Source organism: Actinomycetospora rhizophila (genome assembly GCF_042657905.1).
Classification (GTDB): domain Bacteria; phylum Actinomycetota; class Actinomycetes; order Mycobacteriales; family Pseudonocardiaceae; genus Actinomycetospora; species Actinomycetospora rhizophila.
Window position 1 is genome coordinate 95,429 of sequence record NZ_JBHSKG010000012.1, and the last position, 16,523, is coordinate 111,951.

Genomic DNA, 16,523 nt, shown 5'->3' on the forward strand with positions numbered 1-16,523 from the left:
GACCGGGTGTTGTCGCTGAACGGACCGCACGGTACTTTTTCCGCGGCGCCGAGGAGCCCGTGCGGACATGACCGGGGGGCACGCACGGACGTCGCGGGGCCCGGGGGCGCCGGCGGTCCGCCACCGGTGCCCCCGTCCCCCTCCCGCGGTGAGCACGGTCCCGGTGTCAGCGGCGGCGCGTCGCTGACACTGAACGTCCGTATCGCCACACGCTCGACGGCGGGGAGCGGAGCCGCGAGCCCGGTGTCGGGGTGCGCACGTACTCTGGAGGCATCCCCCCGCGCGATCGGTCCACGAGGTCGCGCCCCGACGGTCCGTCGAAGGGTCCCTCCGCGTTGTCGCCCGCTGCGTCGCTCGCTGCCCCCGCTCCCGCCTCCACCGCTCCTGCGTCCGTCGACGCGCCCCTGGCGCCCCTGCTGCTGCCCGTGCTGGCCGACCCCGGCCTGCGCGAGGTCGTCGGCGCCGCGGGGCGCGACGCGGCGGTCGAGGGTCCGACGGGCCTGCGCCCGTTCGTCGCCGCCGCGCTCGCCGCGGCGCAGGACGCGGGCGGGGCGGGCGTCCCGCTCCTCGTGGTCACGGCCACCGAGCGCGAGGCCGAGGAGCTGGCGGGCGCCGTCGGCGAGCTGCTGGGCCCCGACGTCGTCGCCCACCTGCCGAGCTGGGAGACGCTGCCCCACGAGCGCCTCTCCCCGCGCGCGGACACCGTCGGGCGGCGGGTCACGGTGTTCCGTCGGCTGGCGCATCCCGAGGCCGACGACACCCCGGACGTCCCGCTGCGCGTGGTGGTCGCGGCGACCCGCAGCCTCATCCAGCCCGTCGTGCCCGGGCTCGGCGACCTCGAGCCGGTGCGCCTGGCCGAGGGCACCGAGTACGAGCTCGAGGCGCTCACCGCCCGGCTGGTCGACCTCGCGTACGCGCGCGTGGAGATGGTCGAGAAGCGCGGCGAGTTCGCGGTGCGCGGCGGCATCGTCGACCTCTTCCCGCCGACGGCCGTGGCGCCGGTGCGCGTGGAGTTCTGGGGCGACGAGGTCTCCGAGCTGCGGTGCTTCTCCGTCGCCGACCAGCGCTCGCTGTCGGGCGAGGGCCCGGACTCGCGCCCCGCCGAGGTCGTCGCGCCGCCGTGCCGCGAGCTGCTGCTCACCGAGCCGGTGCGCGCCCGCGCCGCCGAGCTCGCCGTCGAGCACGCCGGCGAGAAGGCGCTGGGCGAGCTGCTCGGCCGCGTCGCCGAGGGCATCCCCACCGAGGGCATGGAGTCGCTGATCCCCGCGCTGCTCGGGGGAGACGGGGAGACTCCCGAGCTCGCCGTGCTGCCCGAGCTGCTGCCGGCCGGTGGGCACGTGCTGCTCTGCCACCCCGAGCGCGTGCTCACCCGCGCCGCCGACCTGGTGCGCACCGGCCAGGAGTTCCTCGAGGCCTCCTGGCTCGCCGCGGCCGACGGCGCCGACGGTCGCGCCCCCATCGACCTGGGTGCCTCCGCCTACCGCGACCTCGGCGACGTGCGCGCCGTCGCGGCCAAGGCCGGGCGGCCCTGGTGGACGCTCTCGAGCCTCGCCACCGACCCCGACGTCGAGGACGACTCGCACACCCGTGACGGCGCGCGGGTGCTGCGCCCCGGGTTCACCGGCGTCGAGGCCTACCGCGGCGACATCCCGCGCGCCGCCGCCGACCTGCGCGCCCTGGCCGCGGCGGGCGGCACCGGCGTGCTCGTCGTCCCCGCCGCGGGCACCGCCCAGCGCGCCGCCGAGCAGCTGCGCGAGCACGAGGTCCCCGTCCAGCTCGCGGACGAGGGCCTGCTCGCCGCGCCCGCGGCGGGCGTCGTGACGATCACGCGCGGCGGGCTCGCCGACGGCGTCACCGCGGGCGCGACGTCGCTGGTGATCGTCACCGAGTCCGACCTCACCGGCACCCGCCCGGGCACCGAGGGCACGGTCAAGCGCGCGCCGGTCAAGCGGCGCAACGCCGTCGACCCGCTGACGCTGCAGCCCGGCGACTTCGTGGTCCACGCCCAGCACGGCATCGGCAAGTTCGTCGAGATGACCCAGCGGACCACCGGCACCGGCAAGGCCGCGACCACCCGCGAGTACCTGGTGCTCGAGTACGCGAGCTCCAAGCGGGGCCAGGCTTCCGACCGGCTCTTCGTGCCCACCGACCAGCTCGACCAGATCAGCCGCTATGTGGGCGGCGAGCTCCCGACGCTGAACAAGCTCGGCGGCTCCGACTGGTCGAAGACCAAGTCGAAGGCGCGCAAGGCCGTCCGCGACATCGCGGCGTCGCTGGTGCAGCTCTACGCCGCGCGCCAGTCCGCGCCCGGCCACGCGTTCGCCCCGGACACCCCGTGGCAGCGCGAGATGGAGGACGCGTTCCCGTTCACCGAGACGCCCGACCAGGCGTCGGCGATCGACGAGGTCAAGGCCGACATGGAGAAGGCGGTCCCGATGGACCGCGTCATCTCCGGCGACGTCGGCTACGGCAAGACCGAGATCGCGGTGCGCGCGGCGTTCAAGGCCGTGCAGGACGGCAAGCAGGTCGCGGTGCTGGTGCCGACGACGCTGCTCGCCCAGCAGCACCTCCAGACGTTCACCGACCGCATGCGCAACTTCCCGATCACGGTGAAGGGCCTCTCGCGGTTCACCTCGCCCAAGGAGGCCGACGCGACGATCCGCGGCCTCGCCGACGGGAGCGTCGACGTCGTCGTCGGCACCCACCGGCTGCTCCAGACCGGGGTGACGTGGAAGGACCTCGGGCTGGTGGTCATCGACGAGGAGCAGCGCTTCGGCGTCGAGCACAAGGAGCACATCACCGGGCTCCGGGCCCACGTCGACATGCTGTCGATGTCGGCGACACCCATCCCGCGCACCCTGGAGATGAGCCTCGCCGGCATCCGCGAGATGTCGACGATCCTCACCCCGCCCGAGGAGCGGCACCCGACGCTGACCTACGTCGGCGCCTACGAGGAGAAGCAGGTCGCCGCCGCGATCCGCCGCGAGCTGCTGCGCGACGGACAGGTCTTCTACATCCACAACCGCGTCAGCTCCATCGACGACGCCGCCGCGCGCCTGCGCCGCCTCGTGCCCGAGGCGCGCATCGCCACCGCCCACGGGCAGATGGCCGAGGAGCGCCTCGAGCGCACGGTCAACGAGTTCTGGGAGCGCGAGCACGACGTCCTGGTGTGCACGACGATCGTCGAGAACGGCCTGGACATCTCCAACGCCAACACCCTGGTCGTCGAGCGCGCCGACACCCTCGGGCTCTCGCAGCTCCACCAGCTGCGCGGGCGCGTCGGGCGCGGGCGCGAGCGGGGCTACGCGTACTTCCTCTACCCGGCCGACCAGCCGCTCACCGAGACCGCCCACGACCGCCTCGCCACCGTCGCCCAGCACTCCGAGCTCGGCGCGGGCACCGCCGTGGCGATGAAGGACCTCGAGATCCGGGGCGCGGGCAACATCCTCGGCGCCGAGCAGTCCGGCCACATCGCGGGCGTGGGCTTCGACCTCTACGTGCGGCTCGTGGGCGAGGCCGTCGAGGCGTTCAAGGCGCACGCGGGGGCCGGCGGCGCGGACGACGAGCCGCTCGCCGAGGTCCGCGTCGACCTCCCGATCGACGCCCACGTGCCGCACGACTACGTCGACACCGAGCGGCTGCGCCTCGACGTCTACCGCAAGATCGCCGAGGCGGCCGACGCCGCCGGGATCGACGCGGTGCGCGAGGAGCTCGTCGACCGCTACGGCGAGCCGCCGACGCCGGTGACGAACCTGCTCGCCGTCGCCGCGTTCCGGCAGGCGTGCCGGCGCCACGGCATCACCGAGGTCGCGGGCCAGGGCAACATGATCCGGTTCGCGCCGGTCGACCTGCCCGAGTCGATGCAGATGCGCCTCAAGCGCCTCCACCCGCGTGCCCAGTACAAGGCGGCGTCCCGCACGCTGTCGCTGCCCCGGCCCGCCGAGGGTTCCGACGGCTCCTCGGGATCACGAGGCCCGGTGCGCATGGGCGCCGCGCCCCTGCGCGACCTGGCGCTGCTGGCCTGGTGCGAGCAACTGTTCGGCCAGCTCTTCCCGGAACCGGCGGCCGCGGCGGCGCCCTGACGGAGATCGGCAGGTCGAGAGACACCCGCGGAGGCGCGGGGACGGTGCCTGTCGCCCTGCTGATCATCGCGAGTGGCCGGGCGGCGTGCGGCCACCGGCCGGGCGGGTGAGAAGGTGACGCCCGTGCGTCGCCTGTTGCCGCTCGTCACCTCGGTGCTCGTCGGTCTCCTCGTGCTCGCCGGCTGCGGGACCGGCCCCGACCGGACCGGCGCGGCCGCGGTCGTCGGGACCACCGTCATCCCCATCAGCGAGATCCAGGACAACCTGCGGACCGCGGTCCCCGACCTGCGGGTCGCCGTCGACCAGCAGGCCGCGCAGCAGGGCGTCGCGCCCGGGGCGCCGATCCCGCCGCAGCTGCTGGCGCAGGAGTCGCGGCGCCTGGTGACGGTGCGCGTGCTGCACGAGCTGATCGCCGAGCAGTCCCGCCGGGACGGGATCGTCGTGGCGCCGCAGCGGGTCGACGCCGCGCTGGCGCGGGCCGGCGGGGCCGAGGCCGCCGCGCAGGGCAGCGGGTTCGACCCGGCGACGATCCGCGGGCTCGTCGCCGACCAGCTCGCCGCCGGCGACATCGGCCGGCGCGTCTTCGACGGTCTGCAGGTCACCATCGACTACGCCACCGCCCCCGACCGGGCGTCCGCCGAGGCGCTGGCCCGGCAGGTGGCGGCCGACCCGTCGCGCGCGCCCCAGCTGTTCGGCCAGGGCCAGGGCGCCGGCGCGAACGGGCTGACGCTGCGCCCGGGGCAGGACCAGGGCGCGGGCCTGCGCTCGTCGGCGTCCTCGCTGCTGTTCGGGCTGCCCGCGGGCACGGTGACGATCACGCCGGGCGGGTCGTCGCAGGCCCGCCAGAACCAGGACCCGGCGCAGGGCCCGTGGTCGGTCATCCACGTGCGCGAGCGGACCCTGGACGCCCCGCCGGCTCCCGGCGTCACCCCGGCGTCGGCCGTCGACGACGACACCATGTTCGGCTTCGGCCTGCGCCAGCTCCAGCCGCTGGCCCTCGAGCTCGGGGTGACGGTCAGCCCGCGCTACGGCGCCTGGGACCCGACCCAGCTCGACGTGGTGGACGACCCGGGGGCGGTCGGCGTGGTCACCCCGGTGCGCAGCCCGGCCCCGTGAGCGACCGGGAGACCGTCACCGTCGACCCCCGGCTCGGCGCGGTCCTGCCCGCCGCGGCGGTCCGCGCGGTCGCCGCCGCCGACCAGGTCCGGCTGCACCCCGACCTGCCCGCCGACGTCGCCGACGCCTTCGCCCGCGAGCTGGGTGCCGTGCGCGACGACGCCCCCGAGGGGGAGGGCACCGTGGTCGAGCTGGTTCCCGGGCCGGCCGGCGCCCGGCCCGGCGCGGAGCTGCTCGAGGCCGTGCGCGTCATGGACCGCCTGCGCTCGCCCGGCGGCTGCCCCTGGGACGCCGCGCAGACGCCCGCCTCGCTGCTGCGCTACCTCGTCGAGGAGACCTACGAGCTCTACGACGCCGTCGCCGACGACGACCGCGCCGCGGTGCGCGAGGAGCTCGGCGACGTCCTGCTGCAGGTGCTCTTCCACGCCCGGATCGCCGAGGAGGACGCGGCCGACCCGTTCGGGATCGACGCGGTCGCGGGCGAGCTCGTCGCGAAGCTCGTGAGCCGCCACCCGCACGTGTTCGGGGACGGCGAGACCATCACCGGCGCGGCGGAGCAGCAGGTCCGCTGGGAGGAGCTCAAGGCCGTCGAGAAGCGCCGGGACTCGGCGCTCGACGGCGTCGCGCAGGCCCAGCCCGCGGCCGCGCTCGTCGCCAAGTACCTCTCGCGCTCGCGGCGTGCCGGGGTGCCCGACGACCTCCTGACCGGCGCGTCGGACGACCCGCTGTACGCGGCGGCGGCGTCGTACGACGACCCCGAGGGGCACCTCCGGGCGGCCGCGGCCGAGCTCGCGCGGCGGGTGCGCGGGGCGGAGGCGGCGGCCCGCGCCGCGGGCGACGACCCGACGGCGCTCGACGACGCCGGCTGGCGCCGGCACTGGCCGGCGTGAGGTCCGCGTCAGGAAACGGACAATTCGGTCACTTTGTGTGATCGGGTTCTCGCTGTCTTCCCTCGTCCGGCGGAGCCAGGCTAGCCTCACCTCACAACAGGTGAGGGTCACCTGAGCGACGCCGAGAGGACGCCATGCTGGGGAACGCCCTGATCGGGCTGCGCGAGGGCCTGGAGGCCTCCCTCGTGGTCAGCATCCTCGTGGCGTTCCTGGTCCGGACCGACCGGCGGCGCGAGCTGCCGAAGGTCTGGCTGGGCGTCGGCGTGGCCATCGCGATCAGCGTCGGCGTCACCCTCGCCCTGACGCTGTCCCAGCAGGCGCTGACCTTCGAGGCCCAGGAGGCGCTCGGCGGGTCGCTGTCGATCATCGCGGTGGGCTTCGTCACCTGGATGATCTTCTGGATGCGCCGCGTCGGGCGGACCATCGCCACCGAGCTCGAGGGCGGCCTGGAGAAGGCGATCGCCATGGGGTCGGCCGCGGTCGTCCTCATGGCCGCGCTGGCCGTCGGGCGCGAGGGCCTCGAGACCGCGGTGTTCTTCTTCGCCGCCGCCCAGGCCGCGGGGGAGACCACCGGCCCGCTCATCGGCTTCCTGCTCGGCATCGCCGTGGCGATCGTGCTCGCCTACCTGATCTACCGCGGCGCGGTGAAGCTGAACCTCGGCAAGTTCTTCACGGTCACCGGCGTGCTCCTGGTGTTCGTCGCGGCGGGCATCCTCGCCTACGGCGTCCACGACCTGCAGGAGGCCGGCATCCTGCCCGGCCTGTACACGCTGGCCTTCGACGTCAGCGCCGCGGTCCCGGCCGACTCCTGGTACGGGACGCTGCTCAAGGGCGTCTTCAACTTCTCGCCGCAGACCACGGTGCTCGAGGCCGTCGTGTGGGTGCTCTACGTCGCGATCGTGCTGACGCTCTTCCTGCGCAGGCCGCGACGGCGCGAGGCGCCGGTCCCCGGCGGCGCCACCGACACGGCCGGCACGAGGGCCTGACCCACCGTCCCCGCACGGTCCCGAGATCCGATCGAACGCCGGCGTGCACCGCCGCGCGCCCACTGGAGGAGAACGATGTCCCGCAGGATCCTCGCCGCCGGAGACGGAGCGAAGCGGAGCTCGACCGTCGTCACGGGAGCGGCCCTGGCGATGCTCGCGCTCGCCGCGTGCACGAGCACCGCACCCCCGCCCCCGGGGCAGGGCGGGCCCATCCAGGTCACCGCGTCGGACACCGCCTGCGAGGTATCGGCGACCGAGGCGCCCGCCGGCAACATCTCCTTCGCCGTGCAGAACACCGGCACCAAGATCACCGAGTTCTACGTCTACGGCACCGGTGACCGGATCGTCGGCGAGGTCGAGAACATCGGCCCCGGACTGTCGCGCCAGCTCATCGTCGAGGTGCCCCAGGGCGGCCAGTACACGACCGCCTGCAAGCCCGGCATGGTCGGCGACGGCATCCGCGCGCCGTTCACCGTCACCGGCAGCACGGCCGGGTCGACCTCGCAGGACGCGCTGCTCGCCTCGGCGGTCGCGGGCTACCAGCGCTACACGAACTCGCAGATCGAGGCCGGGATCGCCCGCACCCAGGAGTTCGTCGACGCGATCAAGGCCGGCAACGTCGACCAGGCCAAGGCGCTCTTCCCCGTCTCGCGCACGTACTGGGAGCGCGTCGAGCCGGTGGCGGAGTCGTTCGGCGACATCGACCCGCGCGTCGACGGCCGCGAGGACGACGAGCGCGACCCGGGCGTGGCCTGGACCGGTTACCACCGCCTGGAGAAGGACCTGTGGGTCACCGGCCTGCAGCCCGACTCGGCCGCGATGGGCGACCAGCTGATGGCCGACCTGCGCGACCTGCAGACCCGCGCGGCGGCCCTCCAGCTCACCCCGGTGCAGCTGGCCAACGGGGCCAAGGAGCTGCTCGACGAGGTCGCCACCGGGAAGATCACCGGCGAGGAGGACCGCTACTCGCACACCGACCTGTGGGACTTCCGCGCCAACGTGGACGGCTCGCAGGCGGCGGTCGCGGCGCTGCGCCCGGCGATCGACCAGCGCGACCCGGCACTGGGGCCGACGCTCGACCAGCGCTTCGCCGACGTCGACGCGCTCCTCGAGCAGTACCGCTCGGGCGACGGGTACGTGCTCTACACGCAGCTCACCGAGCAGGACAAGCAGCGGATGACGCAGGCCGTCGACGCCCTCGGCGAGCCGGTCAGCCAGGTCGCCGGCCTGGTGACGACGTGACGAGAAGGACGGCATGACCCGTTCCGGAATGCGCGGCATCTCCCGGCGCCGGCTCCTCGGTGCGACCGGCGCCGGGGCCGCCCTCGTCGGGGCCGGCGCGGTCGCCGGCTTCGCGGCCGGCGAGTCCGCGTCGGAGGCGCCGCCCGACCCGGCGGGGGAGGTGGTCGCGTTCCGGGGCCCGCACCAGGCGGGGATCGTCACCCCGGCCCAGGACCGGCTGCACTTCGTCGCCCTGGACCTGACGACGACCGACCGCCGCGCGGTGATCAGCCTCCTGCAGCGCTGGACGGCGGCCGCGGAGCGGATGGTCGCGGGCGCCGAGGCCGCGCCCGGCGGGGCGGTCAACCGCAACCCGGAGGCCCCGCCCAGCGACACCGGCGAGGCGCTGGGCCTCCCGGCGGCCGCGTTGACGATCACCTTCGGGATCGGCGGCACCCTGCTCGACAAGCTCGGCATCCCGCGCCCGCCCGAGCTCGCCGACCTCCCGCCGTTCCAGCAGGACCAGCTCGACCCGGCGTTCTCCGGCGGCGACCTGTGCCTGCAGGCGTGCGCCGACGACCCGCAGGTCGCCGTGCACGCCGTGCGCAACCTCGTGCGCACGGGGTTCGGGACGACGTCGGTGCGCTGGTCGCAGCTCGGGTTCGGGCGGACGTCGTCGACGTCCACCGCCCAGCAGACCCACCGCAACCTCTTCGGCTTCAAGGACGGCACCAACAACCTCAAGGCCGAGGAGGGGGCGCTGCTCGACGAGCACGTCTGGGTGCCGCCCGCGCAGGGGCCGGCCTGGATGGCGGGCGGCACCTACCTCGTCGCGCGCCGGATCCGCATGCACGTCGAGACCTGGGACCGCACGTCGCTGGCCGAGCAGGAGTCGCTGACGGGGCGCACCAAGGGCGTGGGTGCGCCGATCGGGCAGGCGCAGGAGTTCGACCTGCCGAACCTCGCGCCGGACTCGCCGATCGGGGCCGACGCGCACATCCGCCTCGCGTCGGCGCAGAACAACGGCGGCGCGAGGATCCTGCGCCGCGGCTACAACTTCGTCGATGGCTCCGACGGGCTGGGCCATCTCAACGCCGGCCTGTTCTTCGTGGCGTTCATGCGCGACCCGCACCGCCAGTTCGTGCCGATGCAGAGCCAGCTGGCCCGTTTCGACAAGATGATGGAGTACATCGAGCACACCGGATCGGCGGTGTTCGCGATCCCGCCGGGGCTCGGCGACGGGGGCTATTGGGGCCGAACGGTCCTGGAGGGCTGAGCCGCCCGGGTGAGCCGAGGGCCCTGTCTACCGGCGCGTAATCTCCACCGCGATGAGCGCGCCGACCGATCCCACCCCGGGTTCCCGTGATCGCGTCCCGGCGTCCCGCCGGTCCACCGTGCGCAGCGGCACCGACGGGGGCGAGGCCCCGCCGCGGCGCCGCCTCGCGGTCCTCGGCCGCCTGGGGCTCGTGCTCGTCCTGCTCCTGGCGGTCGTCGCGACCGTCGTGCTCGTCAACCACCAGGGCGAGTTCGGGCGCGAGGACGTGGGCGCCGAGGAGATCCCGGCGCTCGAGGTGGAGCCCGCGCCGGTGGCGCTCGGCACGGTCGCCCAGCCCGGCGCGCTGGCCGTGCCGACGCTCGGGGGCGCGGCCGCGTCCGGGCCCGCCGCGGGCGGGCAGGCGACGCTGGCCGAGTGGTCGGAGGGCATCGCCGGCCGCGCCGACGTCCCCGCCCGCGCGCTGCAGGCCTACGGCGTCGCCGACCAGGCCGTGAAGCGCGAGAAGCCCGACTGCAACCTGTCCTGGGTCACGATCGCCGGCCTCGCCCGCATCGAGTCCAACCACGGCCGCTACCGCGGGGCCTCGATCGCCGGCAACGGCGACGTCACACCGCGCATCATCGGCGTCCCGCTCGACGGCACCGGCGGCAACCGCACCATCGGCGACACCGACGGCGGCGTCCTCGACGGCGACCGGGCGCTCGACCGCGCCGTCGGCCCGCTGCAGTTCATCCCGTCGACGTGGGCGAAGTGGCGCTCCGACGGCAACGGCGACGGCGTCGCGGACCCCAACAATATCGACGACGCCGCCCTCGCGGCGGGGCGCTACCTCTGCGCCAACGACCGCGACCTCGCGACCGGCCCGGGCTGGCGCGCGGCGGTGCTGTCGTACAACAACTCCGACGAGTACGGCCGCCGCGTCTACGCCGCCGCCGACCAGTACGCGCGGGCCAGCCAGGGTTAGGGGGACCCGCCGGCGAGGTCGGAGCGCACCGCGATGTTCGCGCTGACCTCGCCCAGGGCCTCCTGGTACTCCGGGCGCGGGTCCATCGCCGCCGCCATCCGCAGCTGCGTGCGGGCCTCCACCAGCCGGCTCTGGCGCTGCAGCGTCCGGCCGAGGGCGAAGCGGGCGTAGTGGTCCGACGGGTCGAGCTCGAGCACCCGCAGGAAGCCCTCCTCGGCCCGCCGGAACTGCGCGGACGCGAGGAAGGCGCGCGCGGCGAGCAGGTGCACCGACGCCGCGGCCTGCTCGGTCTCGAGCAGCGGAGCGAGGGCCTTGAGCGCGTCGAGCGGGCGGCGGCGTTCGAGCAGGTCCTCGGCGCGGCGGAAGGCCGCCACCGCGGCCACCGCCCCGGGGACGTCCGATTCGGGGGGTTCGGGCTGCGCGGCGGACATCTCTGCCACCGTAGGCCGACTCACGGAACCGCGCGAGGGTCGCCGCGGTCGCCACGGTTGCTCCGCGCTCCTCCACACCGTGGAGCTCCGCAGGCTCCGTCTCCCGTGCGTGGCTCACCGATCGGGTCGACCACGGCGTCTACGATGCGGGCGACGTGCCGTGCCCCGGGGCGCGGCGAGGCGATCCAGCATTCGGAGGCATGGTCCGTGGCGGTCATCGAGCAGGTCGGCGCACGGGAGATCCTCGATTCGCGGGGCACCCCCACGGTCGAGGTCGAGGTGGCGCTCGACGACGGCACGCTGACCCGCGCGGCGGTGCCCTCCGGGGCGTCGACCGGGGAGCACGAGGCGGTCGAGCTGCGCGACGGCGACGACTCCCGCTACCTCGGCAAGGGCGTCGAGCGGGCGGTGGCCGGCGTCCTCGACGAGATCGGGCCCGGCCTGGTCGGCATCGACGCCGCCGAGCAGCGCGTCGTCGACCAGAAGCTCATCGACCTCGACGGCACGCCGGACAAGTCGCGGCTCGGGGCGAACGCGCTGCTGGGCGTGTCCCTCGCGGTCGCGCGGGCCGCCGCGGAGTCCGCCGAGCTCGACCTCTTCCGCTACGTCGGCGGCCCCAACGCGCACGTGCTGCCGGTGCCGATGATGAACATCCTCAACGGCGGCGCCCACGCCGACTCGGGCGTCGACATCCAGGAGTTCATGATCGCGCCGATCGGCGCCGAGTCCTTCCGCGAGGCCCTGCGCTGGGGCGCGGAGGTCTACCAGTCGCTGAAGAAGGTGCTCAAGAAGCAGGGGCTCTCGACGGGCCTGGGCGACGAGGGCGGCTTCGCGCCGTCGCTGCCGAACAACCGCGAGGCGCTCGACCTCATCGTGGCCGCCGTCCGCGACGCCGGGTACACGCCAGGGCGCGACATCGTGCTGGCCCTCGACGTGGCGGCGAGCGAGTTCTTCTCCGACGGCGTGTACGCGTTCGAGGGCGAGACCCGCAGCGCCGCGCAGATGAGCTCGTACTACGGCGAGCTGCTCGACGCCTACCCGCTGGTCAGCATCGAGGACCCGCTCTCGGAGGACGACTGGGACGGCTGGACCAAGCTCACCGGCGACATCGGCGACCGCATCCAGATCGTCGGCGACGACCTGTTCGTCACCAACATCGAGCGCCTCGAGGAGGGCATCGAGCGCCGCGCCGCCAACGCCCTGCTCGTCAAGGTCAACCAGATCGGGACGCTCTCGGAGACGCTCGACGCGGTCAGCCTGGCCCAGCAGTACGGCTACCGCTGCATGATGAGCCACCGCTCCGGCGAGACCGAGGACACGACGATCGCCGACCTCGCCGTCGCCACCAACTGCGGCCAGATCAAGACCGGCGCCACGGCCCGCTCCGAGCGCGTCGCGAAGTACAACCAGCTCCTGCGCATCGAGGAGGCCCTCGGCGACGCCGCGCGCTACGCCGGCGACCTGGCCTTCCCGCGCTTCGACCCGGACGCCTGAGCCCCGTGCCCGCCGACCGCAGCACCCCCGACGAGGGCCCCGCCGACCGCGCCGCCGGACGGTCGGGCACCTCGCGGGGGCGCGGGCGGCGCAGCACCCGGGACGGGGCGCCGGCCAAGCGCACGACGGGCGGGTCGTCGCCCACCCGCGGACGCACCCGTGCCCGTCAGGGCCCCCGCCGCGACCCCCAGCGGGTCGTGCGCCGGCGCCCGCTGCGCGTCCCTTCGGGCACGGCGGCCGCGGCGGCCCGCGCCCGGCGCGCCGCCCAGGCCACCGGCGGCGCGCTCGGGCTCTCCACCGCGCGGCGGGCCGCCGTGCTCGCCGTGGTGGTGTGCGCGGTGGCGCTGACGGTCGCGGTGCCGCTGCGCAACTACGTCACCCAGCGCCACGAGCTCGCCGCCGTCGCCGCCGAGCAGGAGCGCCTGGCCGGCGACGTCCGCACGCTCACCGGCGAGCGCGCGGCCCTGCGCGACCCCGCGCACGTCGAGGCCCTGGCCCGCGAGCGCCTCGGCTACGCGCGGCCGGGCGAGGTGCCCTACCGCGTGCAGCTGCCGGGCGACACCGGTGAGCGCACGCCCCGCGACACCGATCCCCGTGCCGGGCTCCCGCCCGCCGAGGCCGACCTGCCCTGGTACGCCCGCGTCGCGCGGACGACCCTCGGCACGGCCCCGTGAGCGGACCGGACGACCGTCCGGCGGACGCCGACCGCGCCGCGGTCGCCGCGCAGATCGGGCGGCGCCCCCGCGGGCTGCGCCGCGTCGCGCACCGCTGCCCGTGCGGGCTGCCCGACGTCGTCGAGACCGCGCCGCGGCTGGAGGACGGCACCCCGTTCCCGACGCTGTACTACGCCACCTGCCCGCGGCTGACCTCGCGGGTCGGCACGCTCGAGGCCGACGGGCTGATGCGCGAGCAGACCGAGCGTCTCGACACCGACCCCGACTTCGCGGCCCGCTACGCGCGGGCGCACGCCGAGTACCTCGCCGAGCGCGACGCGATCGAGCCGCTCGGCACCGACGTCAGCGCCGGGGGCATGCCCGAGCGGGTGAAGTGCCTGCACGTCCACGTCGCCCACACCCTGGCCCGCGGCCGGGGCGTGAACCCGGCGGGCGACGAGACCCTCGACCGGCTCGACGACTGGTGGCACGCCGGGCCCTGCGTGGCCCCGCCGGGCGACTCCCGGGCTGACGACACCCCGGGCTGACCCGACCTCCCGATCCGGCGACGCGATCACCCGGGCGGGACCTACGCACGGTGGCGGGCGCACCACGGACCGGTGGCGCTGACCCCTGGCCCGGTCACGACCCCCGTCCCACGTTGATCTCGCGCCCGGCGCCGATCAGGATGGAGGGGCCGGTTCCCCCGACCGGCCCAGCGCGACGGTGCGGACGGCCCGCCGCGCACCGGGTGGTGACCCGCCGCACGGCGCCCTGCGGGGCTGCCCGGCGGGCGCACGCCCACGGACCGGTCGCCGGGCGGCCCCACCCGCCGGGGGCGTCCGGCGATCGGTCCGACCCCCGCGACCGGCACATCGCGGGCGACCTCAGTAGCGTCGACGCCAGCCCGGTCCACCGGGGAGGCGTCTGGTGCAGGGAGCGCCCATGCCACGGGTCGCGGCCGTCGACTGCGGAACCAACTCGATCCGCCTGCTGGTGGCCGACGTGACGGTCCGCGAGGACGGTTCCGCCTGGTTGCGCGACGTCCACCGGGAGATGCGCGTCAACCGGCTCGGCCAGGGCGTCGACGCCACCGGGCGCCTCGCGCCGGAGTCGCTGGCCCGCACGCGTGAGGCCCTGGGGGCCTACGCCGAGATGCTGCGCCGCCACGGCGTGGCGGTGGGCCCGGACACCGTCCGGGTGTGCGCCACGTCGGCGACGCGCGATGCGGAGAACCGCGACGAGTTCTTCGGCGCGGTCCGCGAGGTCATCGGCGTCGACGCCGACGTGATCACCGGTGACGAGGAGGCGCGGCTGTCGTTCGCCGGGGCCGTCGCCGACCTCGACCCCGACGAGGGCCCGTTCGTCGTCGCCGACGTCGGCGGCGGCTCGACCGAGCTGGTCACCGGCACCTGGGACGCCGTGCACGCCGAGGTCACCGCGGCCCGCTCGGTCGACGTGGGCTGCGTGCGGCTGACCGAGAAGTTCCTGCACGACGACCCGCCGACCGCCGAGCAGATCGCCGAGGCCGAGGAGTTCACGCGGGCCACGCTCGCGCCGGCCTTCACCGAGGTGGCGGTCGCCGACGTCCAGACCTGGGTGGCCGTGGCGGGCACGGCGACCACGCTGGGCGCCGTCGCGATGGACCTGCGCACCTACGACCCCGAGCGCATCCACCTCTCGCGCCTCGGCCTCGACGACGTGCGGGCCACCGCGCGGCGCCTCGAGGCGATGCCGCGCGACGAGCGGGCGGCGCTGGGCCCGATGCACCCGGGCCGGGTCGACGTCATCGGCGGCGGGTCGCTCGTCATGCGGGTGCTCGCCGAGGAGCTGGCCGAGCGCACCGACGTCACCGAGCTGGTCGTCTCCGAGCACGACATCCTCGACGGGATCGCGCGGGCGCTCGCCGCCCGCTGGTGAGCGCGTGACGACCCAGCCCGCGGACCCGCCCGGCGCCGCCGGGGTGCTGCCGCTCGCGGCGCTGGTGCTGGCCCGGCGCGTGCGGGCGCTGGTGGCCGTGACCGTCGCGCACACCACCGTCCTCGCGGTCGCCGCCTGGCTGCTCGGCAACGGGCCGACGCTGCCCAGCGTGGCCGCGTTCGCGGCGCACCTGGCGATCTCCTTGGGCGCCGCGCTGCCGGTGCGCTGGCAGTTCGCCGGCGACCCGGCCCGCCGCGAGCACCGGGCGGTGCGCGCGATGACGGTGTCGTTCGTGATCCTCGCGGTGTACAGCGCGGTCGACGCCGTGCTCGGCGCGCTGGCCCCGGCGCGGCCGGGGGAGACCCTCGTCGGCGGGCTGCTCGGGCTCGTCGCGGCGGTCGCGCTGCCGGTGCTGGTCGCCCTGGACGCCCGCACGCTGCGCCGGGAGGGCGCCGACCGCGACCCCCGGGTCGGGCCCGCCGCCCCGCCGGTGCTCGTGGTCGCGCTGTCGGCGGTCCTGGTCGCGGCGTCCGGTGTGGACCTCCTCGCGGGCACCGCGGTCGCGCCGTCGGTGGCCGCGCCCGCGGTGTCGGCGGTGGTGGCCGTGCTCGCCGCGCGGGAGGCCTGGCATGCCTGGCACCGCTGACCCCGCGCTCGCCCCGGACCTCGCGACCCTCGACGCGGCGGTGGCCGGGTGCCGCGCGTGCCCGCGGCTGGTCGCCTGGCGCGAGGAGGTCGCCGAGGTCAAGCGCGCCGCCTTCCGCGACGAGACCTACTGGGGTCGCCCGGTGCCCGGGTTCGGGGCGACCGACGCGCGGCTGCTGATCGTCGGCCTGGCGCCGGCAGCGCACGGGGCCAACCGGACCGGGCGCATGTTCACCGGCGACCGCAGCGGCGACGTCCTCTACGCCGCCCTGCACGCGGTGGGGCTGGCGTCGCAACCGACGTCGGTGGCGATCGGCGACGGCCTCGAGCTCTCCGGCACCCGCATCACCGCCCCGGTGCGCTGCGCGCCGCCCGAGAACAAGCCGACCCCCGCCGAGCGCGACCGCTGCCGGCCGTGGCTCGCCCGCGAGCTCGCGCTGCTGCGCGACACCGTGCGCGCCGTCGTGGTGCTCGGCGGGTTCGGGTGGCAGGCGCTGCTGCCCGTGCTCGCGACCCCCGACCCGGCGAGCGGGCACCCGGGCTGGGTGGTGCCCCGGCCACGCCCGGCGTTCGGGCACGCCGCCCACGTGACGCTGGAGCCCGCCGCGGGAGCGGAGGCGGCGCCGCTCGAGCTGTTCGGCTGCTACCACGTCAGCCAGCAGAACACCTTCACCGGACGGCTCACCCCGGCGATGCTCGAGGACGTCCTCGCGACCGCGGCCGCCGCCGCGGGCCTGGAACCGACAACCCCGCCGCGCGACCCCGGCTAGGCTGCCCACCGGTTCCGACGGGCGCGACGGAACGGGACCACCGGACGCGGCGTCGGTTCGGCTTGCCGCGACTCC

14 protein-coding genes are annotated in these 16,523 nt (G+C 75.7%); 13 read left to right on the forward strand and 1 reads right to left on the reverse strand.

All coding sequences use genetic code 11. The features are described 5' to 3' along the window. The first annotated feature begins 425 nt into the window (after positions 1-425). The 7 genes from mfd (at position 426) to ACFPK1_RS21275 (ending at position 10,535) form a co-directional block, all read left to right on the forward strand. Positions 426-4,082, forward strand: coding sequence for a transcription-repair coupling factor (gene mfd, locus ACFPK1_RS21245; protein ID WP_378022943.1), 3,657 nt, complete (start codon positions 426-428; stop codon positions 4,080-4,082). A gap of 123 nt (positions 4,083-4,205) precedes the next feature. After that, positions 4,206-5,198, forward strand: coding sequence for a hypothetical protein (locus ACFPK1_RS21250; RefSeq protein ID WP_378022944.1), 993 nt, complete (start codon positions 4,206-4,208; stop codon positions 5,196-5,198). Next, positions 5,195-6,088: a nucleoside triphosphate pyrophosphohydrolase gene (locus ACFPK1_RS21255; protein WP_378022945.1), complete on the forward strand. Its 894-nt coding sequence runs from the start codon at positions 5,195-5,197 to the stop codon at positions 6,086-6,088. The genes ACFPK1_RS21250 and ACFPK1_RS21255 overlap by 4 nt, the downstream gene beginning before the upstream one ends. Positions 6,089-6,222: 134 nt before the next feature. Then, positions 6,223-7,074 (forward strand): iron uptake transporter permease EfeU, encoded by an 852-nt coding sequence (gene efeU / locus ACFPK1_RS21260; protein WP_378022946.1) that lies wholly within the window; start codon positions 6,223-6,225, stop codon positions 7,072-7,074. Between the two features lie 75 nt (positions 7,075-7,149). Further along, positions 7,150-8,316 carry an iron uptake system protein EfeO gene (gene efeO / locus ACFPK1_RS21265; protein ID WP_378022947.1) on the forward strand — a complete coding sequence of 389 codons (1,167 nt, stop codon included), beginning with the start codon at positions 7,150-7,152 and terminating at the stop codon, positions 8,314-8,316. A 13-nt stretch (positions 8,317-8,329) separates the two neighbouring features. Beyond that, positions 8,330-9,571: an iron uptake transporter deferrochelatase/peroxidase subunit gene (gene efeB / locus ACFPK1_RS21270; protein WP_378022948.1), complete on the forward strand. Its 1,242-nt coding sequence runs from the start codon at positions 8,330-8,332 to the stop codon at positions 9,569-9,571. A gap of 52 nt (positions 9,572-9,623) precedes the next feature. Then, positions 9,624-10,535 carry a lytic transglycosylase domain-containing protein gene (locus ACFPK1_RS21275; RefSeq protein ID WP_378022949.1) on the forward strand — a complete coding sequence of 304 codons (912 nt, stop codon included), beginning with the start codon at positions 9,624-9,626 and terminating at the stop codon, positions 10,533-10,535. Here the strand turns inward: ACFPK1_RS21275 and ACFPK1_RS21280 are convergent. Further along, a complete protein-coding gene (locus ACFPK1_RS21280) occupies positions 10,532-10,966 on the reverse strand; it encodes a tetratricopeptide repeat protein (protein WP_378022950.1) in 435 nt (144 codons plus the stop codon). The two genes, ACFPK1_RS21275 and ACFPK1_RS21280, sit on opposite strands and share 4 nt — an antisense overlap. A 207-nt stretch (positions 10,967-11,173) precedes the next feature. Here ACFPK1_RS21280 and eno point away from each other — a divergent pair, with 207 nt between their 5' ends. The 6 genes from eno (at position 11,174) to ACFPK1_RS21310 (ending at position 16,448) form a co-directional block, all read left to right on the forward strand. After that, entirely contained in the window at positions 11,174-12,460 is a 1,287-nt protein-coding gene (eno, locus tag ACFPK1_RS21285) for a phosphopyruvate hydratase (RefSeq protein WP_378022951.1), read from the forward strand. Between the two features lie 5 nt (positions 12,461-12,465). Next, positions 12,466-13,134, forward strand: a complete 669-nt coding sequence (locus tag ACFPK1_RS21290; RefSeq protein ID WP_378022952.1) for an FtsB family cell division protein — start codon at positions 12,466-12,468, stop codon at positions 13,132-13,134. Beyond that, positions 13,131-13,661 carry a DUF501 domain-containing protein gene (locus ACFPK1_RS21295; RefSeq protein ID WP_378022953.1) on the forward strand — a complete coding sequence of 177 codons (531 nt, stop codon included), beginning with the start codon at positions 13,131-13,133 and terminating at the stop codon, positions 13,659-13,661. Before ACFPK1_RS21290 ends, ACFPK1_RS21295 begins: the two co-directional genes overlap by 4 nt. A 397-nt stretch (positions 13,662-14,058) precedes the next feature. Further along, the gene (locus tag ACFPK1_RS21300) at positions 14,059-15,033 is read left to right on the forward strand and encodes a Ppx/GppA phosphatase family protein (RefSeq protein ID WP_378022954.1); all 975 of its coding nucleotides are present in this window, start codon (positions 14,059-14,061) and stop codon (positions 15,031-15,033) included. 4 nt (positions 15,034-15,037) lie between these two features. Next, positions 15,038-15,679, forward strand: coding sequence for a hypothetical protein (locus tag ACFPK1_RS21305; RefSeq protein ID WP_378022955.1), 642 nt, complete (start codon positions 15,038-15,040; stop codon positions 15,677-15,679). Beyond that, positions 15,663-16,448 carry a uracil-DNA glycosylase gene (locus ACFPK1_RS21310; RefSeq protein WP_378022956.1) on the forward strand — a complete coding sequence of 262 codons (786 nt, stop codon included), beginning with the start codon at positions 15,663-15,665 and terminating at the stop codon, positions 16,446-16,448. The genes ACFPK1_RS21305 and ACFPK1_RS21310 overlap by 17 nt, the downstream gene beginning before the upstream one ends. Positions 16,449-16,523: the final 75 nt, after the last annotated feature.

What these genes read in the sequence shown, in the direction of transcription:
- efeU (WP_378022946.1), top strand. Translation starts at nt 6,223, where the DNA reads ATGCTGGGGAACGCCCTGATCGGGCTGCGCGAGGGCCTGGAGGCCTCC.
- efeO (WP_378022947.1), top strand. Translation starts at nt 7,150, where the DNA reads ATGTCCCGCAGGATCCTCGCCGCCGGAGACGGAGCGAAGCGGAGCTCG.
- efeB (WP_378022948.1), top strand. Translation starts at nt 8,330, where the DNA reads ATGACCCGTTCCGGAATGCGCGGCATCTCCCGGCGCCGGCTCCTCGGT.
- ACFPK1_RS21275 (WP_378022949.1), top strand. Translation starts at nt 9,624, where the DNA reads ATGAGCGCGCCGACCGATCCCACCCCGGGTTCCCGTGATCGCGTCCCG.
- ACFPK1_RS21280 (WP_378022950.1), bottom strand. Translation starts at nt 10,966, where the DNA reads ATGTCCGCCGCGCAGCCCGAACCCCCCGAATCGGACGTCCCCGGGGCG.
- ACFPK1_RS21300 (WP_378022954.1), top strand. Translation starts at nt 14,059, where the DNA reads ATGCCACGGGTCGCGGCCGTCGACTGCGGAACCAACTCGATCCGCCTG.
- ACFPK1_RS21310 (WP_378022956.1), top strand. Translation starts at nt 15,663, where the DNA reads ATGCCTGGCACCGCTGACCCCGCGCTCGCCCCGGACCTCGCGACCCTC.